The sequence below is a fragment of the Sellimonas intestinalis genome, from assembly GCF_001280875.1.
GTDB classification, from domain to species: Bacteria; Bacillota; Clostridia; order Lachnospirales; family Lachnospiraceae; genus Sellimonas; species Sellimonas intestinalis.
Genome location: NZ_LGAJ01000003.1, coordinates 38,454 through 62,536 on the forward strand (window position 1 = coordinate 38,454; position 24,083 = coordinate 62,536).

The 24,083-nt window shown below is 33.6% G+C and carries 21 protein-coding genes and 3 pseudogenes; 14 read left to right on the plus strand and 10 right to left on the minus strand.

The features are described from left to right. Positions 1-273: 273 nt before the first annotated feature. Positions 274-597 carry a helix-turn-helix domain-containing protein gene (locus tag AOA56_RS00975; protein WP_024733059.1) on the plus strand — a complete coding sequence of 108 codons (324 nt, stop codon included), beginning with the start codon at positions 274-276 and terminating at the stop codon, positions 595-597. On the opposite strand, the gene AOA56_RS15990 is transcribed toward AOA56_RS00975, so the two are convergent. The 8 genes and pseudogenes from AOA56_RS15990 to AOA56_RS01020 all read right to left on the minus strand — a co-directional run bounded on the left by AOA56_RS15990 (position 598) and on the right by AOA56_RS01020 (position 6,808). Further along, entirely contained in the window at positions 598-1,326 is a 729-nt protein-coding gene (locus tag AOA56_RS15990) for an ATP-binding protein (RefSeq protein ID WP_162224685.1), read from the minus strand. 546 nt (positions 1,327-1,872) lie between these two features. After that, positions 1,873-2,589 carry a LytR/AlgR family response regulator transcription factor gene (locus AOA56_RS00985; RefSeq protein WP_024733057.1) on the minus strand — a complete coding sequence of 239 codons (717 nt, stop codon included), beginning with the start codon at positions 2,587-2,589 and terminating at the stop codon, positions 1,873-1,875. A 4-nt stretch (positions 2,590-2,593) separates the two neighbouring features. Then, positions 2,594-2,932 carry a helix-turn-helix domain-containing protein gene (locus AOA56_RS00990; protein ID WP_024733056.1) on the minus strand — a complete coding sequence of 113 codons (339 nt, stop codon included), beginning with the start codon at positions 2,930-2,932 and terminating at the stop codon, positions 2,594-2,596. Positions 2,933-2,953: 21 nt separating this feature from the next. Continuing rightward, on the minus strand, positions 2,954-3,535 hold the full coding sequence (locus AOA56_RS00995; RefSeq protein WP_205694922.1) for an IS3 family transposase: 582 nt from the start codon (positions 3,533-3,535) through the stop codon (positions 2,954-2,956). A gap of 32 nt (positions 3,536-3,567) precedes the next feature. Beyond that, positions 3,568-3,861 carry a transposase gene (locus AOA56_RS01000; protein WP_024733054.1) on the minus strand — a complete coding sequence of 98 codons (294 nt, stop codon included), beginning with the start codon at positions 3,859-3,861 and terminating at the stop codon, positions 3,568-3,570. 142 nt (positions 3,862-4,003) lie between these two features. Then, positions 4,004-4,346 (minus strand): annotated as a pseudogene (locus AOA56_RS16695) (transposase); the annotation flags it as partial. A gap of 262 nt (positions 4,347-4,608) precedes the next feature. Continuing rightward, positions 4,609-5,923, minus strand: a pseudogene (locus AOA56_RS15435) (IS30 family transposase). Positions 5,924-6,217: 294 nt separating this feature from the next. Continuing rightward, complete coding sequence (locus AOA56_RS01020) at positions 6,218-6,808, minus strand: DDE-type integrase/transposase/recombinase (protein WP_238117696.1); 591 nt, start codon at positions 6,806-6,808, stop codon at positions 6,218-6,220. Between the two features lie 1,260 nt (positions 6,809-8,068). On the opposite strand from AOA56_RS01020, the gene AOA56_RS01030 reads away from it, so the two are divergent. Then, on the plus strand, positions 8,069-8,392 hold the full coding sequence (locus AOA56_RS01030) for a helix-turn-helix domain-containing protein (protein WP_024733052.1): 324 nt from the start codon (positions 8,069-8,071) through the stop codon (positions 8,390-8,392). A gap of 2,463 nt (positions 8,393-10,855) precedes the next feature. Here the strand turns inward: AOA56_RS01030 and AOA56_RS01035 are convergent. Then, entirely contained in the window at positions 10,856-12,103 is a 1,248-nt protein-coding gene (locus tag AOA56_RS01035; RefSeq protein WP_053768781.1) for an IS256 family transposase, read from the minus strand. Positions 12,104-12,262: 159 nt separating this feature from the next. Next, entirely contained in the window at positions 12,263-13,294 is a 1,032-nt protein-coding gene (locus tag AOA56_RS01040; protein ID WP_053768782.1) for a hypothetical protein, read from the minus strand. 978 nt (positions 13,295-14,272) lie between these two features. Between AOA56_RS01040 and AOA56_RS15725 the strand changes: the two genes are divergently transcribed. The 12 genes and pseudogenes from AOA56_RS15725 (at position 14,273) to AOA56_RS01095 (ending at position 24,081) form a co-directional block, all read left to right on the plus strand. Then, a complete protein-coding gene (locus AOA56_RS15725; RefSeq protein ID WP_155200552.1) occupies positions 14,273-14,440 on the plus strand; it encodes a hypothetical protein in 168 nt (55 codons plus the stop codon). Between the two features lie 412 nt (positions 14,441-14,852). Then, on the plus strand, positions 14,853-15,401 hold the full coding sequence (locus tag AOA56_RS01045; RefSeq protein ID WP_053768783.1) for a uridine kinase family protein: 549 nt from the start codon (positions 14,853-14,855) through the stop codon (positions 15,399-15,401). A gap of 74 nt (positions 15,402-15,475) precedes the next feature. After that, complete coding sequence (locus AOA56_RS01050) at positions 15,476-16,435, plus strand: BtrH N-terminal domain-containing protein (RefSeq protein ID WP_053768784.1); 960 nt, start codon at positions 15,476-15,478, stop codon at positions 16,433-16,435. A 1-nt stretch (position 16,436) separates the two neighbouring features. Then, a pseudogene (locus tag AOA56_RS16575) lies at positions 16,437-17,009 on the plus strand (radical SAM protein); the annotation flags it as partial. A 246-nt stretch (positions 17,010-17,255) separates the two neighbouring features. Continuing rightward, a complete protein-coding gene (locus AOA56_RS16580; protein ID WP_330376401.1) occupies positions 17,256-17,534 on the plus strand; it encodes an SPASM domain-containing protein in 279 nt (92 codons plus the stop codon). Continuing rightward, positions 17,470-18,408: a glycosyltransferase family 2 protein gene (locus tag AOA56_RS01065; RefSeq protein ID WP_082349811.1), complete on the plus strand. Its 939-nt coding sequence runs from the start codon at positions 17,470-17,472 to the stop codon at positions 18,406-18,408. The genes AOA56_RS16580 and AOA56_RS01065 overlap by 65 nt, the downstream gene beginning before the upstream one ends. Positions 18,409-18,423: 15 nt before the next feature. Then, positions 18,424-19,518 carry a 3-dehydroquinate synthase II domain-containing protein gene (locus AOA56_RS01070; protein WP_053768787.1) on the plus strand — a complete coding sequence of 365 codons (1,095 nt, stop codon included), beginning with the start codon at positions 18,424-18,426 and terminating at the stop codon, positions 19,516-19,518. Positions 19,519-19,538: 20 nt separating this feature from the next. Then, positions 19,539-20,339 carry a 2-amino-3,7-dideoxy-D-threo-hept-6-ulosonate synthase gene (locus AOA56_RS01075; RefSeq protein ID WP_024733046.1) on the plus strand — a complete coding sequence of 267 codons (801 nt, stop codon included), beginning with the start codon at positions 19,539-19,541 and terminating at the stop codon, positions 20,337-20,339. Then, a complete protein-coding gene (locus AOA56_RS01080) occupies positions 20,326-21,732 on the plus strand; it encodes a class I adenylate-forming enzyme family protein (protein ID WP_024733045.1) in 1,407 nt (468 codons plus the stop codon). Before AOA56_RS01075 ends, AOA56_RS01080 begins: the two co-directional genes overlap by 14 nt. Before the next feature lie 18 nt (positions 21,733-21,750). After that, entirely contained in the window at positions 21,751-22,863 is a 1,113-nt protein-coding gene (locus tag AOA56_RS01085; protein ID WP_024733044.1) for a radical SAM/SPASM domain-containing protein, read from the plus strand. Positions 22,864-22,877: 14 nt separating this feature from the next. Continuing rightward, on the plus strand, positions 22,878-23,711 hold the full coding sequence (locus AOA56_RS01090) for a sugar phosphate isomerase/epimerase family protein (RefSeq protein WP_024733043.1): 834 nt from the start codon (positions 22,878-22,880) through the stop codon (positions 23,709-23,711). Between the two features lie 97 nt (positions 23,712-23,808). Continuing rightward, a complete protein-coding gene (locus AOA56_RS01095) occupies positions 23,809-24,081 on the plus strand; it encodes a phosphopantetheine-binding protein (protein ID WP_024733042.1) in 273 nt (90 codons plus the stop codon). Positions 24,082-24,083 lie beyond the last annotated feature (2 nt).

Genomic DNA, 24,083 nt, shown 5'->3' on the forward strand with positions numbered 1-24,083 from the left:
CTCAAAATCCATACTTTATACCAAAATATGCGGAAGAACCAAAACCGCCCGGAATACTCAATGCGGATTATTTGATGATAATTTATAATATCTTATTATAGATGCATAAGACTTGAGAGTTGAGAATTTATCAGATACCCTGTTTTTTATGACATATTAAAAAAATACATCTAAAAATGTATAGAATAGGTACGATGGCAGTATAAATATTAACAATAGTTCATTTTTAATTAGAAAAAAATGAAGTACCATTTATCTATGGAAGTGATACAAATGAAAAAGATATATTATGAAGCAGGTTCCAAAATACGATTTTTACGCGAAGAGAAACATTATACGAGGGAACATTTGGCAGAATTAGCCGATATATCTCCTAAATTTCTGTATGAAGTCGAGAATGGACAAAAAGGATTTTCGGCCGATACTCTGTATAGGCTTGCTGAAGCGTTAGACACCAATTCTGATTACATACTATTTGGTAAATATCGAGGTAAGATAGACGATGAGGCACAGAGGATACTTAATCTATTTGAAGAACCAAAAAAAGAAATTGTTATAGAAATAATTGAGTTAATATATTCTTTTTTGGATAAATGATTAAGTTGGATATAAAATAATTTTTAATTCAAACAAATTATTTTTGGTTTCTGTAAGTAACACACCATCATATTTATTAACAACATGCTGTATTGATGGTAAACCATAGCCATGTAACCGAGACGTTCTTTTAGTTGAAAAAAATTTTCTGCCTGATTTCACTAGTTGATGAGTATAAGTGTTTTCAATATGCATATACAAACAGTTTTGTTTATAGTGAGCTGCAATATGAACGAATTTGTTGGTACTTTTAGCATTTAAACAAGCCTCAAGGGAATTTTCAATAGCATTTCCGAGAAGAACGCATAAATCAGTATCATTAAATGGAAGGCAGTGCGGGACATCTATATCCCATGTATATTTGATTTTATTGTTTTTAGCTACATTGACTTTGGAGCTTATAATCGCGTCAAATATAAGATTTTCGCATACTGAAAATGGAGTAAGACCAAAGTCGGGGTCTTTAAGTAATGAATTAATGAAATTTATAATTGCTGAGGAGTCAGCTTTTAAGGCAAAGGCTCGAATTGAGAGAAGTTGATTTTTGAGGTTATGTTTTTCGCGATTGAAAAAATTAATCTGCTCTTCTTTGGCAGCGCGCAATGCCTCGTAATGTTTAAGCTGTTGAGATAAAATAGAGTTTTCCACTTTCATGTCTGTATATTTGCTTAATTTATCATCAAAAAGGAAAAAGCCAACATTAATGAATAAAAGTAAGATAATACTCAAAAAGGATAACACCTGAAAAACAAGAAAAGAACTTGTTTGATTAAAAAGGTATAAAGTATGAATTATGACTATACTAGAAATTGTCATAAATAATAATAATATCCAGGATGATAATGCAGGGCTTCGGCGGCTATTCTGAGTTTGTATGATAGATATGCTATGAACAAAAGCAAGCAAAACAAGTTTTGAAAGAACGGCACCTAAAATGGAACCGCTATTTATGTTGTCGCCTATAATTTGCATAACCAGAGATACGATTACTTCAATGAGCATTCCGGTAGCACAAAATGTGATGGACAGGAAGAGTAGCTTTTTTAAGGGTGCTAGATAGAGTAAGCGGCACAGACATATTGTAACAAAGCAATTAAAAGTGAATAGGATTAAAGGATACGTTATCTGGCTAGAAATAAAAAGCTGTACAATAAAAAAGCAAGCCCATGCTATTATCTTGAGAGAAAAGGACTGATGCTTCTTAGAAACGAAAAAACAGTTAAAAAAAGCGTGTAATAACCAAAAATGAAATATGTAAATTACCAAAATAAACATTTATAACTCCTCAACTATGTATAAGTATTGTAATCGCACTTGAGCTTGATATTTAGGCCCTATACTAAGAATACTATGATCGACCATTTCGATGTTTGAAAGGGTAATAGAACGAATGTGATATGGATTAATCAAATAAGACTGATGAATCCGTAAAAAATGTATTTCATTATCTAGCATATAATTTTCAATAATATCGAGTTTACTTAGAAATCGGTACTTCATTGTAGTTGTATGAATCAAGATGGTACGTCCACGACTTTCAAAATACATAATTTCTGAAATGGGGACTTTAGTATATCTTTGATGAAAACTGAATGTAAAAAACTGTAATTGAGAGGTTAGTTTTTTGTAAGCTTCCATGAAATATTTGTAAAAAAGGTGTACATTAATTGGTTTAGAAATAAAATGAAACGGTTCTACTTCGAAAAGTTGTTTGAAATAAGTCTCATAGGCCGAAATATATATTAAGATAGATGGTATGTTTTGAGCACGAATTAGACGGGCTGCTTGAATACCATCTACATCATTCATTTCAATATCCATATAAATGATATCAAAATTTGTTCCAGATTGAATTTGCTGATATAAGGTTTTGCCATCGAAAAATATGTCGATATCCATCTTAATGCAATAATCTTGCATAATATCTAAAAGCAGCGACTCGATCTCGCTTTTAATAGGCAGATCATCATCGCAAATTGCGATTCGTAACAAAATATCACCTCTTTATTTCATTATCCAGCAATCCGTCAATTATAATAAAAATGGACTCTATTTCCTTGGGAGTAAGGGATTGAAGTTTGAACATATATTCAGTTATTCGTGAATTGAATGAAGATGACTCAGGGGCCAAGCTATATCTCTGATCAGTTCTATACAGTAAATAATCAACAGAAGTATGAAAATAGTCAGCAATTTTGCATAGAATGTCTGCATCAGGAACAGAGTATTCTAATTCGATTTTACTAATTACATTTTGTGAACAACCTATAGCAAGAGCCAATGAAGTTTGCGTTATTTTTTTGGAGGTTCTTAAATCTCTAATTCGTATTTTCATAGTACTATCGCTCCCGAAGATTTATGATCTTAGTTTACTAAAAACTTGAAACGGTCTAGCCCTTCCTAAGAAGAAACCAAGAAACTCCACTACATGGGATGCCTCCAGCGTCTCACTCAACACCCAGGAAATGATTTTTCTTGAATACAGATCCATGACACTGGTAAGATACACAAATCCTTCAAATGTCCCAATATAAGTGATATCTGAACACCAGACAGCATCTGGATGAGTGGGATTGAATTCCTCATTGAGGATATTTTTAAGTTTCTGGCTGAAATCAGAATCTTTGGTTGTCTGGATATATGGTTTCACCCAATGGGCTTTGATTCCCATTTGACGCATATAATTTCCAACTGTTTTTTCGGAAACATACTCCCCGGATTTTCGCAATTCTGCAGTAATTTTAGGAGCACCGTAGTTTTGATGAGATTCCTCATAGATCTTTTGAATTTTTTCTTTTAAAACTGCACGGCGAACAGACGTGTCCGAAGGAACTCGTTTCTTCCATGCATTGTAACCTGAACGTGAAACGCCTAATTTTTTCAGTATTCCGCTGACAGAAGCCTGACGTTTCACGGGCAGGGATTTGATTTCTTTCACGTACTCAGAAGCAGCCGTGTAAAGAGCTTTTGTCAGTTTCCCAGAATACCGATTGCTTTTTTTAACACTTCAAGAGCATCCTTCGTATCTCGTAATTGGCGCTGCAATCTGGCAATCTCTTTCGCTTCCTCACTTGCATAATTTCCAGAACCGCGGGTAGGAACCTTGCCTTTATGTTCCTTTGCTGCTTTCATCCAGTTTTTCAGCGCAGATTCGCTGACTCCAAGATTCTCCACAGCCTTGCGAAGTGGCAACTCTGGATGATCCAAGCGATACTGTACCGCATCCTCTTTAAACTGTTGGGAATATTTTGTACCTTTTGCCATAACCATTCTCCTCCCTTGATCCATGACTATCATATACTATTTATTGAAAATGGTCATGTTTATTTTGTACTATTTATATCCTAACACTAAAGATCTCCAACTGTGAATGGATCTGACCCCAATCCTGACGGTGGCCTGTTTATTTCTTTGGGATATCCATCATAGCCAGATACAGCATTTTCAGGAGACTATCGTCGGAAGGAAATACCGTCTTGGATTTGGTGACCTTCTGGAGCTGACGGTTAAATCCTCGACTGTATTGGTAGTATAGATCATACGGCGGACCGGTTACGGATACTTAAAATAAGTCGAAAGATTCGCCCAGTTGTCCTTCCAGGATTTCGTGATTTTAGAATATTTTCCGCTCCATTTTTCATCAAAGCTGTCCAGTTCCGTTAATGTGATTTCTTCCGTTGGGGTTGCATATATACACGTTTTAGATCAGCCATCAAAGGCTTGATCTCCTTGTAAGATACAAACTTTGGGATACTGCTGACTTGAAATTTTAAATTCCAGTGCATGATTAAATTCCACAAGGGTTTAAATTTTTCAGTTTTTACGCGTTTTAATAAAGCAAAAAACATCGATATCTGCTATAATTATGCCAACTTCTCAAATAAATCTTTGTTTTTGGGCATGGCAAACGGGCCACTGAGAATCAGTGTGCTGGACTGAATTCCACCGGCCACATTAAAAAAATGTGAAAAGTTTACTTCCAGTCCGACAGCAGATTTTTGAGATAGTTGCTTAGTGATTAAAGCGGATCAGCTTAGGTGTTAGATTGACCTGGTCAGGTTCTATCGGCCTAAGCTGAAATGCTTTTAGAATCTCATCCCCAAATGTTTCGGTTGCCATGCTGTACGGTGTTCTTCCACCAAGGATTTCTCTTGGGGTTGAATTGATATGGTTTACAATCGTGTTTACATCCCACTGAGTAAGAAATTCAAAGCTGGTTCCTTTGGGAAGGATCATCCGCAGCATCGTGTGCGCCTGTTCCAGTCCGCCTTTCTGTCCGCTCTGCATTGGGTCACAATAATAAATACTGGAACGCTGTATTCCATTTACACCAGTTTCCAATGCGACAGGGTCTCCGAATTCTGAGCCACGGTCTGTCAGGATATACTCGAATACAGAGGCGAACTCATAGGTTCCCAAGCGTTTTTCTAAGCGGTCAAAAACAAGGCGCACAGAGCCTTCCGTACACCGGTTCATGAGAAAAGCAAGAAACAGTTTTTCTTTTGTAAAGAACAGGGTCAACAGAGTTTTTTTGGATTCCCTGGAGGAATGTACCGTATCCATTTCAACATAGGATGGGAGCTCCAGGTTACAAAAATCACTGTATAACCGATTGGCAAAAACTGTCCGGTTTGTGATCTGTGTTTTATGGCATTTCCGTGGTTTAAAACGTACCTTACGTTTTAAATCCATGTCCCGTGTAGTAAACAGTCCTTGATTGAGATAGGAGTACATAGTACGGACAGACATATCTAATTCCGGATGATTGATCAGGATATGATAAGAAGACTGTCCCCGTTTGATCAGAGGAGAAATGACTTTATCTTTCTGGTGTAATTCCCGTTTTGTCATGTTAATACCGGGTCTGGAATCCCGGAGCTTTTCGCGGTATTTCCTGTCAGCAAAACTTGCGTTGTAGTCGTATTTATGTGCAATCGTACAGTGGCTGATTTTCTTTGTAACAGCCATTACAGACATAAGGAGCCTTATCCAGTCTGCTGCAGCGTTCTTTTACAAAGTCTTTGCAAGTCTGATTACAAGTGGGGAAGGAAACGCACTTTACCCCACAGAGGATAATCTTGCCGCAGGAATTGGTCTTTTTACAATGGTACCGATGGATGCAGAAGTTTTTCGCATTATAAAAAGTACCTTTGTGATACCAGTCAGACAATCTGTGTGCTCTTGCCTCTTTGGAAATAGTAGTAGGATCCTTGCACAAGAATTTGGCAATATTCTTAAAAGATGTACCTTTATTCAATTCATTTTCAATATAAATACGATCTTCAAGAGTAAGATGCTTCTGGTTACCAGGAATATATTTACTCATAATGTTCCTCCTTCTACTGCTGTCAGAAGGAGAGATAACCATAACATTTCTGTATGAAAGAGTAAATATCAACTGTGCGGAGGTAAATTCCACCGCATAAGCGGACGGTGGAATTTAAAATTTCATTTTAGGATTTTGGGATACTCCCTTTATAGATATATTAAATGATTATCTTGTATGGTATAATGAAACAGGAATTAAAAAATCATTAGGATATATGAGTCCTATGAAGTACAGGCGCAGTTTTGGATTAACAGCTTAGTCCAAGAGAATGTCCGCACCTCCGTCTCGGTTTTATTGCATTCTTCTCCATACTTTTAAGATATTGCTTCTTATATTTAATTGAAGACAAATATACACAATGACTGTGAATGTGTACGGTATTGTAAAATATTTCGATGTATTCAAAAACCAATCTATATGCATGTGTATAATTAAGTAATTTAAATCGGTGGATCCGATCCATTCTCTATTCAAGAGTGCATGGGAGGATTCCATGCAGGCGTTATCCCATGAATATGCTTTCTTTGAATAACTGAGGATTATCCCTGTGGTCGCTTTTTGAGATGCTTCTGATACATATTGACATCCCCTGTCACAATGGAAAATCAATGGTTTTTTAACTTTTCTAACATGTTTTGCTTTTTCAATATACTCCACTACGTGAGAAGCTTCCAACATCTCACTAAGCACCCAGGAAATGATTTTTCCTGAATACAGATCTATGACACTGGTAAGGTACACAAATCCTTTAAATGTCCAAATATAGTTGATATAAGAACACCAAGCGGCATCCGGATGCGCAGGATTAAAGTCCTCGTTGAGGATATTTTTGAGTTTCTGGCTGAAGTCAGAATCTATAGTTGTCTGGATATACGGTTTCACTCATTGAGCTCTGGTTCCCATTTGACGTATATAATTTTCCACCGTTGGATTTTTTTAAACTGCACGGCGAACAGATGTGTCCGAAGGAACCCGTTTCTTCCATATATTATATCCCGAACGTGAAACGCCTAAATTTTTCAGTATTCCGCTGACAGAAACCTGGCGTTTCACAGTCAGGGAGCTGATTTCATCCAGTTTTTCAGTGCGGATTCACTGATTCCAAGATTCTATGCCACATTGCGAAGTGGTAATTCCTGATGGTTAAGTCGAAACTGTACTGCATCTTCTTTAAAGTGCTGTGAATATTTAGCACTTTTTGCCATAACCATTCTCCTCCCTGATCTATGAATATCGTATACCATTTATTGAAAATGATCATGTTTATTTTGTACTATTTATGATCTAACACCAGGATGTTAGATTACTATATCTATAAAGAATTGTTCTGCAATGGTGCATATAAAAAGTGTTTTTAGAAAGGGTACCTGGAAGAATGTAACTTGCCGATGATGACCACTTCTGTGTTCAAAATTTTCTTATTATATTCAACAGAATGAACAAAAACTCCATATCATTATACATATTGAATGGGACAGTCGAGCAGATCGGGGTTAACCGAGCTGGGGTTATTGATTATAGCAATGATCAGAATAAGGGTGAGATTCTAGATGTTTAGATCTTTGTATGGAGCATGAATTATAGTCTGCTTCCCCTATATGGCTGATTCCGAATTTTAGAGTGATAATTCCTTGTAGTAAAGAATATATTGTATCTTTATAACATAGAGAGGATTTATATACCCATGGTCTTTGTTTAAGTACTTTTAATATTGTGGTTGAGGCATGTATCTGTTGTTTTTAAAGCTTACATAGTTCAGTATTTTTGCTGATTCACAGATCAAAAGATAAGAAACAAATTGATAACCTGATTTTCCATATATTAACTTTTTAAACTATTACTTTAGGTTCTGAGCTTTATATGTTAAACTTCGATGTGGTTACGTCTCTATTTGATAAAAATTTATTAGTTGATAAGCCTCTTAGTGTATTTAGGGATATTTTAATATTTACAGTAAGATAAAAAAGGCTATTATTAATATATTTATAGTTTCGACAGTTAATTATATCTACTAATATATTATTTAAAAAAGATATTTATGTAACGTACTATATAGAATAATAGTGCCGATAATAAATACATATTGTTCCTTTTTATAACTTAAAAATCAAAGTATTATGAGAAAAAAGGAAGGAAATACAAATGAAAAAATTATACAAAAATGCAGGTATAAGAATACGATTTTTGAGAGAAGAAAGACATTATACAAGGGAGTATTTAGCAGAAATGGCAGATATTTCTCCTAAATTTTTATATGAAATAGAGAGTGGACAAAAAGGTTTTTCGGCAGACACATTGTATAGATTAGCAGAAGCTTTAGAGACAAATGCAGATTATATTTTATATGGTGAATATAGAGGAAAGATAGATAATGAACTTGGGAGAATTTTTAATACTTTTGATGACGACAAAAAGAGATTAGTCGTTAAAATAATGGAATTAATTTGTGAGTTTGCTGAAGAATAAAATCAAAAACACAATAACAAATATTTGGTAATTTGCAATGGGAATACCATAGTGCTTACAATAGAAACTTGGATAGTGCCTTAAGATAATAAAATATTATATTAGAGAGAAAGAATGCTATCTTGCAATGTATAATTGAGAGTGGGCATTTTACCTGACGACGATATTAGTTTGAATAAAGACATTTGAAAAGGTGAATTAAGAGAGTTTCAGATTAAGTAGCACGATATATAATTTCCTGATTTTGAAAGCTTCTTAGATTATGCCTTATACCCAATGAATAATTTTGTTTTGGAACCAGTTACAGACTGCGATAACGACAGTTCATACAAAAACTTTCATTATTATGAGTGAGGAAAGAGTTAATGAGGGTGATTGTGCTATTTGATTGAGGGGGGATAAATTAGAAAAATAATACTTATGTCCAACATTGATTTTACTAAACATTATACATTGTGCGAAATCCGAAAGTATTCTTTGAATGAATTTATAGATGATTAATACAGAAGGACTCTGTATTTAAGAGGACAAGCATTGTTAGAAACAGATTTTCTTGTGCCTCTCTTTTATGCTGTAAGTATTTTTACTAAAGAGGAAGATCATTAAAGATTTCAAAGATATTAATAACAAATAAGTTTTTTCTGAGAGCAACAAGTTGATTATTATTTATATTCATTCTATTTGTCTCAAGTTTGGCGTAAGCGCGTATAGAAATTCAAGCCCCTAGAGCTATACGTGTGCAACAACTTGCTCTTACGTTATGATTGTATTGCGTCTTCACAGTCAGATATTGTGACCGATATTTATATCTGGTTCGATTTTCTGGATGGTTATTTTACTCCTAGATAATTTGTAATAGAGAAATACATCTTAATTGCATGTATATTTTGATTAAATGTTTCGTAATAGCGAAAGAGGAAAAGAAAATGATAGAAATAAAGGATATTTAAAAAAATCAACAATTAGAGGAACGGCAGATTATTATCATTTGGCCTTGGAGTAGACAAAGACAACAGAAATTATGAAGAAAGATTAGATGAGCCTTATGTGAGATTAAAAAGCGGTAGTAAAGTATAATAGTAGCCCAGATTCCGAATCGATGAATCTGGTAAAGATATTACCAGTAAGACATTAAGTGTTTATACAGAGTCCGGTCTACAAGCTGGTTTGTTGTTAATAATGGATCTATAAAAATAGTAGGGAAGTAGATTGGGTTGTTGAAAAAAGTGACAATGACATGAGTTTCTGCAAAAGTAAAATCTTGTCATATGGTAACTAACAGTCTGGCACATACGAGATTTAAAGTACTCTGTCCATTAGGAAAAGCGCCGATTGCTGCCTGAAAGAAAACATTCTTCCGCAGAAGATTCTCTGCGTCGATAGCATTTAATTATTGCCGTTTCGAAAGGTAAACCTTTGAGTTTGCGAATTTTCAGTTACACTTCGCCTGCTGTTGTATGGAGACTCTTCTCGTAATGACCAGAACGATACCATTGACGGCAGGCAGATTGCACGTATTTCTCCACATTGACTAGCTCCGCCAGCTTCTTTAGCGAGCAGGGGATTTAAAGCTTTTTCAATACTGTTACAAATGAGATCTTTTAAATCGTGCTTGTTATGTTTTTACTTAGTTTTATAATCTTATCGGACATGGTTCTATAGCTATCCTATGATGAGGTTGTTGCCGTGACTTAATTCTATCAAACGGATGCAGACCATATCTTTTTCGCTTAAAAAAAATTATTTTTACAAAATCTAGTATACGTCATAATTAAGTTAATATGAATTAGAAGAATGCTAAGTTTAGTTAAGAAATAAAAAACGGGTCAGTTTTGATGGTAACATAATAAGAGGCATAGAAACAGGGAAATGATCTTAGAGAAACAATCCCCTGTTTCTGGGATTTGAGAGAATATTTTAGTGTTTGAACTAATATAGGGCTTTCAGATATTTCATTCATGTCACGTTTGCATTGACTTAATTGAACAAACTGTGCAGAAAAATAAGAATTATAAAGTTTAGAGGTATTTGCATATTCTATGTAAACAGGTTTTCTACCAATTATAAATTGGGATTCACAAATTTTGGTAAAAGCGAACTTAAGCAATTTCTGTCCAAGAATCGAATTAGATAGGAGTGTAAATTCGTTTTAATTGTAGAATAAAAGTCATAGATCAAAAAATCGATTTTCTTCCCTGTTGTATTGCAAAACTTAAATACGCTTTTGAAGAAGTTTATTTAATGCTCGCTGGGAATAAAAAATTTATTGGATAAAGTAAAATAACCGATCATTTGAGACCGTTTCAGGTTTTGTGTAAACGAAAAAAACTGATATAAGATATGTCATTAGTTACTTTGGGCAGGACCAATTTTTTGAGGTTCTGCTCTTGATTGTATTATAATGCAGTTTCCAGACATGTCAAGCAGGGCCGGCTTATCCAGCCCTCTCAAACAGGAAGCTGTTTATAATCCGGATAGTCTTTCTTCAAAGAAAATCTCCAGCTGCGAATGGATCTGCCCCCAATCCTGTCGGTGGCCTGTCCATTTTTTTGTGATATCCATCATGGCCAGATACAGCATTTTTAAGAGACTATCATCAGAAGGGAACACGGTCTTGGATTTTGTAACCTTCCGGAGCTGGCGGTTAAATCCCTCAATGGCATTGGTGGTATAAATCAAACGGCGGACTGCTTCCGGATACTTGAAATACGTTGAAAGATTCGCCCAGTTATCCTTCCACGATTTTGCGATTTTAGGATATTTCCCGCTCCATTTTTCACCAAAGCTGTCCAGTTCTGCTAATGCGATCTCTTCTGTTGGGGCTGCATATACACGTTTCAGATCAGCCATCAGCGGCTTGAGTTCCTTGTAGGAAACAAACTTTGTTGTATTCCGGATCTGGTGGATGATACACTGCTGGATCTCAGTATCCGGGAAAACAGCCTCAATTGCCTGCGGAAAGCCTGTCAGGCCGTCTACGCATGCGATTAGGATATCTTCTACGCCGCGATTCTTCAATCCGTTCAAAATGGAAAGCCAGAACTTCGCACTTTCATTTTGCCCAACATACATGCCGAGCACGTCTTTATGCCCTTCCATGTCGATTCCTATAGCGATATAAACCGCACGTTTAACAATCCTGCCTTCATTGCGAACATGGTAGTGGATGGCATCCATAAAAACGACTGCATAGATTTCCTCCAAAGGCCGTTCCTGCCATTCTTTTACAATGGGAAGGATCTTATCTGTGATCCTACTGATGGTGCTGTCAGAAATCTCGATGTCGTAGAGGTCCCGCATGTGGCTTTCGATATCATTCGTGGTCATTCCCTTGGCATACATGGAGATGATCTTTTCTTCCATATCCTGAGTGACGGTATTCTGATACTTTTTGACGATCTGCGGTTCAAACTCACCTTTCCGGTCTCTTGGGATATCGATCTCCATATCGCCGTAACTGGTATGCATGGTCTTCTGGGAATGGCCGTTTCTGGAATTATCCGTTTCCTTGTTCCGATAATCATATTTGGAATAGCCTAATTCTTCATCCATTTCCTGATCCAGGGCACCTTCCAGGATGATGGATATCATATCCCGCATGATAGAATTGACATCCGTTCCATCCTTGACCTTTACATTGTTTTCTTTCAGATAGTTGCCCATCATTTCCCGAAGGGCTGCTTTTTGTGGGGTATCTTTTTTCCTTGCCATAAAATAAACCTCCAAACTGGTAAGTCTATCTTACATCAGTTTGAAGGTTTACACAAACTTTGGCAAACTCCTGATCATTTTTAGTTATTCTGTGTGGTAAGGGACGAGAAACAGTCCCACGATCTTTTTTTACTGATTATTTGACAAAATACACCTCAATTACAAAAGGTTTATAAGTTTGGTAGTCAAATATAAGTCCTTTTGTTTTATGCCAGGTATACGCGATATTACTGTATCTAAAGCAGAAACTTTCCTTGAAACCCAGTATTTTATTCCCAAATTACGGAGAATATTTACCTCAGAAAAAAGCATAGAATATTCTTCCAGGAGATCATTAGGAATTTTAAATTTTAATTCTTTATTTAAATATAATAAACGTTGTAGCATCAAATACTTATGATCGTAGAGCACATGCAACGGTTGTATGAAAAAAGTTTTTTCTTCTTGTTTCACCTCTTTATAATATTTTTGAAGCATGTCGTAAATATCTAATCCATAGCTTATTGATTGCAAACCGGTATTAGATCCTGTTTGCCGTTTTAAATTATAGGTACGGTAAGGATAACCGCTGTCAGAACCGAAAATATAATCATTCAGATAGTTTTTCATTAAATCTATATTAAAATCATAATTATAATTTGGATTGACAGAAAAAATATAAATTCCACCTATACCACCTAAACCATCAGTTAATCCATCTTCATGTGGTCTAATAGAAACATAACCTTTATTTATACTATCATATGAGGTGGTCGATTGAGTATATTTTTGGGTTGATGTTAGGGTGAAGTCAGCAATATTATATGTCTGTGTTAAATCATCATATCCATAAATCAGTAATTCGTGTAAAAATCGTTTTTTCCTACTAATATAGGATTCGTCAATTATACAATAGACATAATAATTGTGATTAATACAAGTTCTAATAAAACTATTAAGACTTATATTAAGATCAAGAAGGAATGTACGAGGTATTAGGGAGGAATGAAAAAATGGACAGACAGAAAATACATCTACGTGAGGAATATAATGTAAAGAAACCCATTTTTCGTAACATTCACAAAATAATTGTATAAAATTATTGTATAGCCAAGGTAAACATTTAGGATAGTTTCCTAAAATGGAAAAAGTTGCAGCGGTCCAAGTCCATGATGTAATAGTTGGATTACTAAAAGGTAAAATTTTTTTCATAAATATAACTCCTTTCTCTTACAAGACATTTGTAAAAAATGTCCGGTAGGGGTAGTAAGGGAATTTCCATTCTTGTTGCTTAAGCTGTTAGGGCATAGCAAGAAAAACTGTTGTTTGATTTCTGTACGGTGATGGCTGTAAATAAAATATGTAAGAAACTCAAGATAATGAGTCAGTAGTTTAGCTGTTGTATGAATCAGGAAAACAGCCATAAAAATAATCTTAATGTTTCTTCCTTCCCTTTTTCGGGCCACGCATATCTTTGAGGTATCAACTTCATTAATATCCTAACTTTGTTCACATTATCACAAGGGACAACGGCTTCGTTATAACATCTTTCTGAGTATATACTATCTTAAGAGTATATAATTCACAATCATAATACTAAAGTTATGCAAAGAAGTTTTAAAAAATATGTGAAAACCTTTTTCATGTTAAATAGTTCTTATTTGTTAATATAGCATAACTGATAATTAGTTTCAATGAAATACAAAATATAATTTTTGTAAATCAAATAAAATAATTTAAAAATTAAAAACAAAGTTTTAACTAAAGGCAGATCAGTTTTTACTAGTTAAACAATAATAAATATTAGGTTTTTTAAACTAGAGGAGGGAACTAATGATAAGAGCGCTATTAGGATTCAGTGAAAAATGTATGGACAAAAAATGAAATAATTTCAGGAGATTGACTGGATAAGTGACGAAGTTTTGGTTATAGAAAGTGCATGAGTGGTATTTCTAATAAATAACTTAAGCGTGTAAATATAATAATTCCGGGTAAAATTAAGAAAGCTTTAATCCCTCAGAACTTTCAATACAAGATTTTACTTCGTTTTCTTACGTTATGTTCAATCTTCCTGTACAGAATAAGCACGAAAAATGACAGATTAAGTCAAATATATTGAAGAAAAATGGGTAATAAACTAATATAATAATTAATTATTTTTACATATTAAAAAGAAATGAGGATGCTAATATGGACTTGAAAAAAATTTTATTAACAAAAGTTGCAAAGGTAAGTGAGTATACAGCAGAGCAAGGGGATGGATGGCCTACCTACTGGGGATTTCACGAGATTATTCCAGATTCTGATATTAAGACTATTTTAGCAAAAAAGAAAAATGAAAAAAAGAATGATAAATAAACGAATAGTCTGGATATAATAGGCAATCGTAGAAAATCGTATGCGCTTTCAATTATGTAAACATAATAAGGATTACATTGAGCGCATTTTTTTGTTTATGGAAAGATAAACAGCATTGTCAAAATTCGTCTTGATCAGAACATCCGTGATTTGAAATAGTGTATTCCCCCAAGTTGGCGTTACCAATGAGGGACTGACTATTAGTTTATTAGATGGATGCAAAGTATAAGAAAGAAACTGATATACCAACTATTCTATTATATTAATTCTATAATTAATTTTAATGATAAGGTTGAAATGGAATTAAAATGTTAATTGATATGAGAACTCGTAATGAATTGCTAAAAGTATGTAAGGAGTTTTTCATACTTATATTTATTAGTTTGATATATAAGTGAAAGGGAGAAAAACTATGGAGCAAATAATAATTGGAGTGTCAGGTGGATCTGGAAGTGGAAAATCTTTTTTTTGCAAACAATTTGTAAAACTATATAAAAAAAACGAGGTTATATTGATTTGTGCTGACCGTTATTTTAAAAACAAACTTCCTAAAATGATTTCGCCATTGACACAAAGGGAGTACGATGATTGGAACAGCTTAGAATCAGTTGACTACGACGCTCTTTTGGTGGATTTAAAGAAGGCTACGAAGACGAGTGCAAAAATAATTATTGTAGAAGGTGTAAATATTTTTTCCATTAATAAACTAAGAGAAATACTGCAATTAAAAATTTTCATTGATACAGATATTGAATTAAGGCTTTATAGACGTATAAAACGAAATATGAAAGAATTTAATATGAAAATGGATGACATTGCTACCTATTTTATAGAGTCTGCAAAGTATCAAGAAGAAAAATATTCTATTTCAACAAAAATATATGCTGATATTATATTTAATGGAGCTAAAAATTTTGATATACCGATCCACTTTTTAGATTCATATATAAAAAATATATAGTTTTCATCCTTGAGTTAATAAAACTAACTAATCGTTGAAAATAGGAAAAATAGAAGAAAGATAAAGGACTCAAAATGCAAAAGTTAAAAGATTTATATCAGACAGATCAAGGTGTACATTGTCAGTTCTCGTCTTTAGCAAATGTTGTAAATTATTATAACCCTAACATCAAATCATCAAATCTCTTTTTTAATGGTGGCTATTTTAAAACACATTACCGTTTTGAAGAAGGACAAGGTTTATCAGATATTCGATTAACAAATGAATTCGGTAAAATTTATAAAAAATTCTTTTTAAAAAACCAAATCAAAAACCAAATTATTGAATATCAAGAAAATGAGGATGAGTTTCGAAATTATATAAAAAATGAGGTGGATAGCTTCCGGCCTGTCTTAGTTGCGGTTATGACAAACTATTTAAATTACAGTTCTAGTTATCAAACCGGATATACAAATAAGCATTTTATAGTTATTTTAGATGTTACTAAAAATGGTTATATAATTAGTGACTGCTTTGTTCCGACACACCCCAGTTCATTATTTGTAGGTGAAATCGAAAAAGAAGTATTTTGGAACGCGTTTTCTGCTTTTAAAAAAACAATTATATCGTTAGAAAGTGAAAAAATTTCTAAATTACAAGCAACGAATAATAAAAAATTTCATATAGAATCAAATAATTTTGAGGACGAAGAGCTATCCATTTTTGCTAATGATTTAAGGAGACTCCCAGAATTGTTTTCAGAAAAGGAAATCTATGAACAAATACCAAGCTTATGCTTTAAAATACAATTTGATTCTATTATACCAGCTCGTAAAATGTTACTTAAGGCGTTTGATGAATATCCATCTGGAGTTGGCACTGTATATAAAGAAAAAGTGCAAGAATTTATATATCGATGGCAGAACATTGTTTATATCTTAATAAAAATTTCTCGTCGATTATCGCAACAGAGTCTTAATACATTAAATGAGTCGGTCTTATCTCTGCTGGAAGATGAAAAACGATTTTTTAAAAGTGTCATGGAGGAAAATTGAAATGTCAGTATTCGATATTACTAATCGATGTAATTTAAAGTGTATATATTGTTGTAGAGGAGAAAGTTTAAATAAACAAGTTGATGAAGTATCCACAGAAGATGTTTTAAATACTATAAAACAAATTGTTGATATTCGAGGGAATTTTATTGTCTTACAGGGGGGAGAACCTCTTATAAGAAAAGATATAGTTGATATTTTGAGCAAAATGAAGGAATATAAGAAAGTTATTCCAGCTAAATATTTCAATGATTTAAAAAACCTGCTGAAATTGCAGTTGCCCGCAGAACGATTCGGCATGTAGTATAAAAAAATTTTAGTTCGGCAAGGCTTGCCGATGTATTTTGTATCAACAAATGGGACCATCTATTCAAAAAATATAGAAAAAGCGTTATATGAAAGCGGATTTGCAGTAGACATATCTTTGGATTCGTTTGATAAAGAAATAAATGAAAGAACTAGAATTGGAATTAACCATGATACTGTATGTGAAAATATTAAAAAGTTTTCAGAACGACTTCCGGTTAGTATTTCCTGCACTGTTACAGAAGAAAATGTTGATACAATAGACGAAATGATTGATTATGCCTATCGTTTTGGAGCAATATCAGTGAAGTATTCTCCAGTGATCATGGTAGGAAATCGTAAAGAAAATGATGAGAATTTCCGCTTTAGATATTTAAAAGCTTTGGATAGAATTTTAGATATTTTCCCAAACTATTCAGAAAAATTATATCTTACAATCAAGATATACAAGCATTGTTTGAATGATTCATATGGAAAAGCTGTTTTAGAAAAAATCCTCGCAACTCCTAACATTATGCTTGAGATACACGAATGTGCTGCCTGCATAAAGCTAAAAGAATTGTATATAGATCCTAAACTTAACGTATATGGTTGTGCTTCAATGAAGAATGATCCTTCCTTATCGCTTGGAAATTTATACGAAAAAACTTTAGTGGATCTTTGGAAAAGTGAAAAGCGGTTGTACTTAAAACAACAATTATCTAAACATATAGAACAAGCAGGTAAGTATGGAGGGTGTACTGCTTCTTCCTACATTATTCAAAAAGATACAAGAAGGCAAAAAGATGATTAGTTTGATAATTCCTACATACAATAAACTTCCTAGATTAAAATTGACCTTAGCTTCCATTAACTTCCAAACCATTGACAGAAGCAGTTTTGAAGTAATAGTGGTAAACGACAATTCCTCAGATGGAACAAAAGAGTATTTAGAAACGCAATCTTTCCCCTTTAGAATAAGGGGATTACATTTATCTGACAATAAAGGGAGATCGGCAGCCAGAAACGAAGGTCTTGGTAAAGCACAAGGAGATATTGTGATTTTCGTTGATGATGACTTAATACTTTCCCCTGAATATTTGAAAAATCATGTACTACTTCAAAAGGAGTGTCCAAGATGTGTACATGGGAAAATAATTGATATTTTTCCATTGGCTTATTTTAAAGATCCATCTAAAGGTATTCTATATGAAACAATAGATGAAAGCAGGAAAATGGACAATTTTAAGAAAAGATGTATATCGGTTGAAGACATTTTCAATGATTTTGAAAGAAAAATTGCAAGGTATAAGACTACTTCGTTTATGGAAGAAACAATTCATAAAATTTTAGAAAGAGAAGAAAGCAAATATCATTGGATAGGTATGACAGGAGGGAATTTCTGTTGCCCTAAAGAATGGGTGATAGAGGCAGGTGGGTTTGACGAAAATTTAGGAAAGGAATGGGGCTGCGAGGATTTTGAATTGGGATATCGGTTATGCAAAAAGTATCCTATTATTTACTCCGATCAGTGCGTGAATTATCATATTTCACATTATCGCTATGATTTGAACGAAAAGTTAAAGAAAGCTTTTTCATATTTTTATAAAAAGCATAAAGATGAGGAAATCGTTCATATGTGCAGGTATCTATTAAAAGAGATTGATTATGACAAGTTGTTCACTTAGAAAGGAAATATTGCTATGAAGAAGAGAGAAGTTTGGTTTGATGCAAGAGATTTAGAATTAGATAATAATATTTTAAGTCTGGTATTTGAAAAAAATTTTGATCATTTGTTAATTCGTCCTGAATTGTATAAAAAAGAAATATTGCCAAAAAGAATGTCGATTGCTGTTCATGTAGAGAAAATAGAACAGTTGGATGAATTAGAAGATGTAATTATATTTTCAGAAAACGAAGAAATTTTAAGAGAAGCAAAAGAAAAAGGCTTACCAAGCGCATTATTTAAAGTAATTACAAACAAAGATGATTTAGAATATGTCTATAAAAACGGCGCTTTTTATGATTATGTATGTGTGTTGTTTTATGAAACGACAAATATTCCGCTTGAATTGCTTATCGCGGCATTTCAAAAAAAGAATTGTGTATTAATGAAATTTGTAAATAATGTGCAAGACGCTGAAATAGTATTTGGGGTTATGGAAAAAGGAAGTGACGGCATTATTTTTACATCACGGGAAATGATGGAAATAGAGGAGATGAGTAAACTGATCGAAAAAGCAAATCAGGTGCAGTTAAATTTAGAAACCGGAAAAGTAGTAGATATTAAACATATTGGAATGGGATGCAGAGTATGCGTTGATACAACGTCAATTTTAGATAAGAATGAAGGAATGTTAATCGGATCCACTTCAACAGGAGGAATATTGATAAGTTCAGAAACTCATCATCTCCCTTATATGGAATTAAGACCATTTCGAGTTAATGCGGGGGCAGTTCATTCATATACATGGTTTTTTGATGAAACCATATATTTATCAGAACTGAAATCAGGTATGCAAGTAATGGCTGTAAATACAGAGGGAAGAGGACGAGCGGTAAGTGTCGGAAGGAAAAAAATGGAAATACGGCCATTACTAAAGATTGAAGTGGAATCAAAGTCTGGAAAAAGGATTAATGTAATCGTTCAGGATGATTGGCACATTCGTATTTTAGGACCAAAGGGGAAAGTGCATAATGCCTCAGCCATAAAAATTGGAGATGAATTATTAGCATATTTTTGCGAAGGCGGAAGGCATGTTGGAATTAAAATAGATGAGTTTTTAGAAGAAGAATAAATGAGTGTCAGAGGTGCGTAATGAGTAAAAAAATTAGAATGGGACGTCTTTTTAATTATAATTCAGATAAGACTTTTTTGCTGCCAATTGACCATGGGATTACCCTTGGTCCAATAAAGGGAATAAATTCGTATTGTGATACTGTAAAGTTAGCTGCGAGCGGCGGAGTAGATGCTGTTATTGCTCATAAGGGGACAATTAAAAAACTAATAGAGGAAAATATATATGGTTCATATAGTTATATAATGCATTTATCAGCTTCTACAGCTCTTGCTCCATATAGTGAGAAAAAAGTGCTGGTTACACAGGTAGAAGAGGCGTTGACGTATGGTGTTGATGGAATATCGATTCATGTTAATCTGGGCGGAGAAGACGAAGCGCAGATGTTGAAAGATTTTGGATATGTTTCAAATGAGTGTGAAAAGTGGGGAATTCCATTATTGGCCATGATGTATGCAAAAGGGGCAGAAAATGATCCCAATACTACATCACACCTTATAAAAGTAGCGCAAGAAATGGGAGCTGATATAGTAAAAATCAGCTATAATGGCGATTTAGCAAATTTGGAAGATTGCATTTCCAATACAGGAATTCATACAGTTTTGGCAGGTGGAAATTATTCAAATAATGTAAAAGAATTATTGACAAGAATTGATCAAGCAATTACATATGGTTTTTCGGGAGTCGCAATCGGAAGAAATATTTTTCAGTCTAATCATATTCAACAATTAGCAAAAATGATTAGTAGTATTCTAAACAGTGAGGAAACTTTAGAGGCATGTTTAAAAAAGGTGGAGGAATTAGGGAATGACTATTTTTAGTACGCTATTACAAAATGTTAGAACCATGCCTAATAAAATATGTATGAGAGAAGGTGACAACGAAGTTAGTTACAAGAGACTATGGATGCAAATATGTAATATGGCTTCTTACTTGCAAAAACAATCAAACAGTTCAGATAAAATTTTAATCATGCTCCCTAATTCGCACAAATTTATTGTGTTATTGTTTGGGGCGATGTTAGCAAAAAGGGTTCCAGTAATTGCTGATCCAAAACTTTCATACGATATTAATGAAATTATTGATGAAAATTCAATTCGATTAACCGCCCTTGCGAATGATATTCATGTGAAGGGGATCTGCGTTAATGAGTTGGAAAAGATAACAGATGATTTATTTTCTGATATTATTAATGAAGATAATGTAGATAATTTCGTTCATTCTATTGATATTATGCTTACAGATGTTGCATTAATACTTTATACATCGGGGTCAGTGGGACGGCCTAAAGGTGTAATTCTAACACATGAAAGTTTATTTGAAGCTTTTCAAAATTACCAAAGAACTGTAAGTATTACAAAAGAAGATACATTAATGGGTGTGACTCCTTTTTATCATTCTTATGCACTGGGAAGCTGCTTGATAGAAGGTATTTGTATTGGTGCGTGCATTGAAGTCGTTAATGAATTTACGCCACGCAAGGTGCTGGAAATTTTGCAGGATAAAAAGATTACAGTTTTTCATGGTGTTCCATATATGTACCGATTATTTAATCGAATATTACAAAAGAAAAAGTACAACTTGGATAATCTTCGAATATGTATATCTGCGGGTGCAAAGCTGGATTCCGATATCGCACGTGAATTTTACAATATCACAGGAAAAGTGATACATCAAGAATATGGCAGTACAGAAAGCGGTACCATTGCGATTAATCTCTGCGATGATCTGGAAAGCAATATAAAATCAGTAGGGAAACCTTTGACTGGAGTAGAAATCAAAATTATAGATGGAATTTCACTCATAAAAAGCAAGGGAAGAGGAATTGGATATGTTGGAGATGAACTTTTCCAAGGTGAATGGTATGACACGGGTGATATTGTTGATATAGATGAAGAAGGATATATCTATATTAAAGGAAGAGAAAAAAGAATGATAAATTTGGCCGGAGTCAAGGTTAATCCTCTTGAAATCGAAGAAGTTATCAAAAAGCATCAGAGCGTAAAGGAGGTTCTAGTTAGATCAGTAAAGCATCCAAGGTACGGAGAAGCCATTCAGGCTCTCGTTGTAGTACAAGAAGATATAGATGCGGATGACCTAAAAAAATTCTGCAGCAGATTTCTCCCTCCAATAAAAATTCCCAAGATCATTTCGTTCACAGATAAGTTGGAAAAAACTCAGCTTGGGAAAGTTAAAATGCAACAAAATAATTAGAGAAAGGGAATTAGTAGAATGATTCATAACGATGCTAAGAGAGCATTTTTATATCCAACAATGCGTTGTAATCTAAAGTGTGCGATTTGTTACTCAGGTGCTCATAAGCCAATAGTACAAGAACGTATGAAAGAGGAATTAACCTTTGAAGAGTACAAAATGGTAGTGGATAAACTATATGGTATGGGAGTACGGATTTTTGATATCAGTGGCGGAGAACCGTTATTATGTGAATTTATATATGATTTAATCAGATATATTAAATCCTATAGAGATACACAAATTTATCTCGTTAGTAATGGAACGCTGATCGAAAAAGAACTAAGTAAAATAGCAGAAGTTATTACGATGATAGACCGTTTTCAAATTTCTATTGATTCGAGCAATAAAGAGATACATGACGAAATGCGTGGAGTAAAGGGGACTTTTGAAAGAGCAGTAAAAGGTATCCAATTATTACAAAGCTTAAATTATGATGGGATCGGAATTAATAGTGTCATAACAAGCAGAAATGAGAGTACGGTTATAGAACTTTTGAATTTTGCAAAAAAAATGAATTTGAGTAGGGTGCAGCTACTCAGGTTCATTGATGTTGTTGAAAAGCAACAAAATGTAAACCATAATGTTGAAAAAGACGATTATATGAAGATATATTATATCGTCAGTGAATGGGTAAAAAAATATAAAAATACGAAACTTCAAAAGAATCTTTCGATAGAATTAGTCTTACCGGGATGCCTCTGGAGAGAGAGCTTAAAAATACCTAAGACGAGAGTAGTAACTTCAAATAATATTTCTTTATATGTACAATATGATCCATTTCATGGATGTCCTGCATTTAAAAATAGTATTGTAATTACGGCATATGGAGATATTACCGGATGTACAGGGCTCGTAAATATAAAGGACTTTCATTGTGGGAATATAAAAGAAGAATCAGTTCAAGGAATGGAAGAAAAGTTTTCAAAAAAGATTCAGTTTATTAAAGAGAGAGAAGAATATTTAAAAACAAAAGAACCTTGTTCCAAATGTAAAGAATATAATAGTTGCAAGGGGGGATGTATTGCGGCGACTTATAATTATTACGGAAATACTGGATATGCAGATCCCACATGCATACAGCATGCTTAGAAAGGAGGAATGATATGATTTTACCATCAACATTTATATTTAAGGGTGGAATTGAAGGGGAAACTTCAATGGAACATATCATTGACGTACTAAAGAAATCTAATATAAATTTCTTTGAGGCAGGATTTACACAAAGTGGAGCTATCAGTATGGAAAGCACTCCTGCGTCTTTAGAAAATGTTTTAAAGCTACTCAAACAGAATAAGATGAAAATTATGGCTATGTCTACAACTTTGCTAAGCGGACAAGAATTTTGGACGCTCTCCGGAACCTTGAATATGCAAGTTGTCCAAATTGTTAAGAAAATGATAGATGTAGCTTCTTTCTTAGAAATTCCTTATATTTCTATGCACTGTAGTGACGAAAAAAACATGCAGTTTGTAGGCTATAAAGAAGCCGTACAAAATGAAATGAATTTTTTCACCGCCTTGTCAGATTATGCTCAAAAAAGAGATGTTATAATCTGTTTGGAAAATAGTATTAGCGGAATATTATGTTATCCAAATGATGTGTTGAGCTTTATTGAAAAAATAAATTCGCCGGCTTTAAAAGTATGCTTAGATACAGGCAATTCTATTTATTCTGGGATGCCAGAACGTTGGATATCTTGTTTGAAAGACAGAATTCAAATTGTACATTTTTCTGACGTAAAAATAAGAAGGCTAAGGGGTATTATTACAGAATTTGTAGAACCGGGCAAGGGTTTGATTGACTTTCAAAAAGTATATAAGCAACTTATGGATCATGGATTTGCTGGCTGGGTAGTTTTAGAATCTTTTGGTCGTGCAAACCAGGATGATCAGGAGGTTGTCGCTACATTATTAGATAGATTTCAATATATAAAATAAAGTATTTTTAGAACTTAATTTAGCATCAAAATAAAAAAGATCTAATGTAAAGAAAGTTCAAGTGTACATAAATATAATTACAGTTTAGGAGAAAAAAATGAATAAATTTAAATATGAAGACATTGAGAATGAGATAAAGAAAATTTTTATAGAATTATTGCAGTTAGACAAAAAAGTTGAGGAATTAGATAGTAATGAGAATTTGTTCCTGGAAGAGTATGGGTATAGTTCTATTGACGCATTAGAATTGATAATTATGATTGAAGATGCATTTGAAATTGCAATTCCAGAAGAAAAGTTAAATACGGATTTATTAGAGAGTGTTAAATCGTTGACAGATTATGTTTATTCATTATTGCAGGACAAATAGGT

Coding starts and splice junctions, on each gene's coding strand:
- AOA56_RS00975 (WP_024733059.1), top strand. CDS start 274: ATGAAAAAGATATATTATGAAGCAGGTTCCAAAATACGATTTTTACGC.
- AOA56_RS00990 (WP_024733056.1), bottom strand. CDS start 2,932: ATGAAAATACGAATTAGAGATTTAAGAACCTCCAAAAAAATAACGCAA.
- AOA56_RS01000 (WP_024733054.1), bottom strand. CDS start 3,861: ATGGCAAAAGGTACAAAATATTCCCAACAGTTTAAAGAGGATGCGGTA.
- AOA56_RS01030 (WP_024733052.1), top strand. CDS start 8,069: ATGAAAAAATTATACAAAAATGCAGGTATAAGAATACGATTTTTGAGA.
- AOA56_RS01035 (WP_053768781.1), bottom strand. CDS start 12,103: ATGGCAAGGAAAAAAGATACCCCACAAAAAGCAGCCCTTCGGGAAATG.
- AOA56_RS01040 (WP_053768782.1), bottom strand. CDS start 13,294: ATGAAAAAAATTTTACCTTTTAGTAATCCAACTATTACATCATGGACT.
- AOA56_RS15725 (WP_155200552.1), top strand. CDS start 14,273: ATGGACTTGAAAAAAATTTTATTAACAAAAGTTGCAAAGGTAAGTGAG.
- AOA56_RS01045 (WP_053768783.1), top strand. CDS start 14,853: ATGGAGCAAATAATAATTGGAGTGTCAGGTGGATCTGGAAGTGGAAAA.
- AOA56_RS01050 (WP_053768784.1), top strand. CDS start 15,476: ATGCAAAAGTTAAAAGATTTATATCAGACAGATCAAGGTGTACATTGT.
- AOA56_RS16580 (WP_330376401.1), top strand. CDS start 17,256: ATGCTTGAGATACACGAATGTGCTGCCTGCATAAAGCTAAAAGAATTG.
- AOA56_RS01065 (WP_082349811.1), top strand. CDS start 17,470: ATGGAGGGTGTACTGCTTCTTCCTACATTATTCAAAAAGATACAAGAA.
- AOA56_RS01070 (WP_053768787.1), top strand. CDS start 18,424: ATGAAGAAGAGAGAAGTTTGGTTTGATGCAAGAGATTTAGAATTAGAT.
- AOA56_RS01075 (WP_024733046.1), top strand. CDS start 19,539: ATGAGTAAAAAAATTAGAATGGGACGTCTTTTTAATTATAATTCAGAT.
- AOA56_RS01080 (WP_024733045.1), top strand. CDS start 20,326: ATGACTATTTTTAGTACGCTATTACAAAATGTTAGAACCATGCCTAAT.
- AOA56_RS01085 (WP_024733044.1), top strand. CDS start 21,751: ATGATTCATAACGATGCTAAGAGAGCATTTTTATATCCAACAATGCGT.
- AOA56_RS01090 (WP_024733043.1), top strand. CDS start 22,878: ATGATTTTACCATCAACATTTATATTTAAGGGTGGAATTGAAGGGGAA.
- AOA56_RS01095 (WP_024733042.1), top strand. CDS start 23,809: ATGAATAAATTTAAATATGAAGACATTGAGAATGAGATAAAGAAAATT.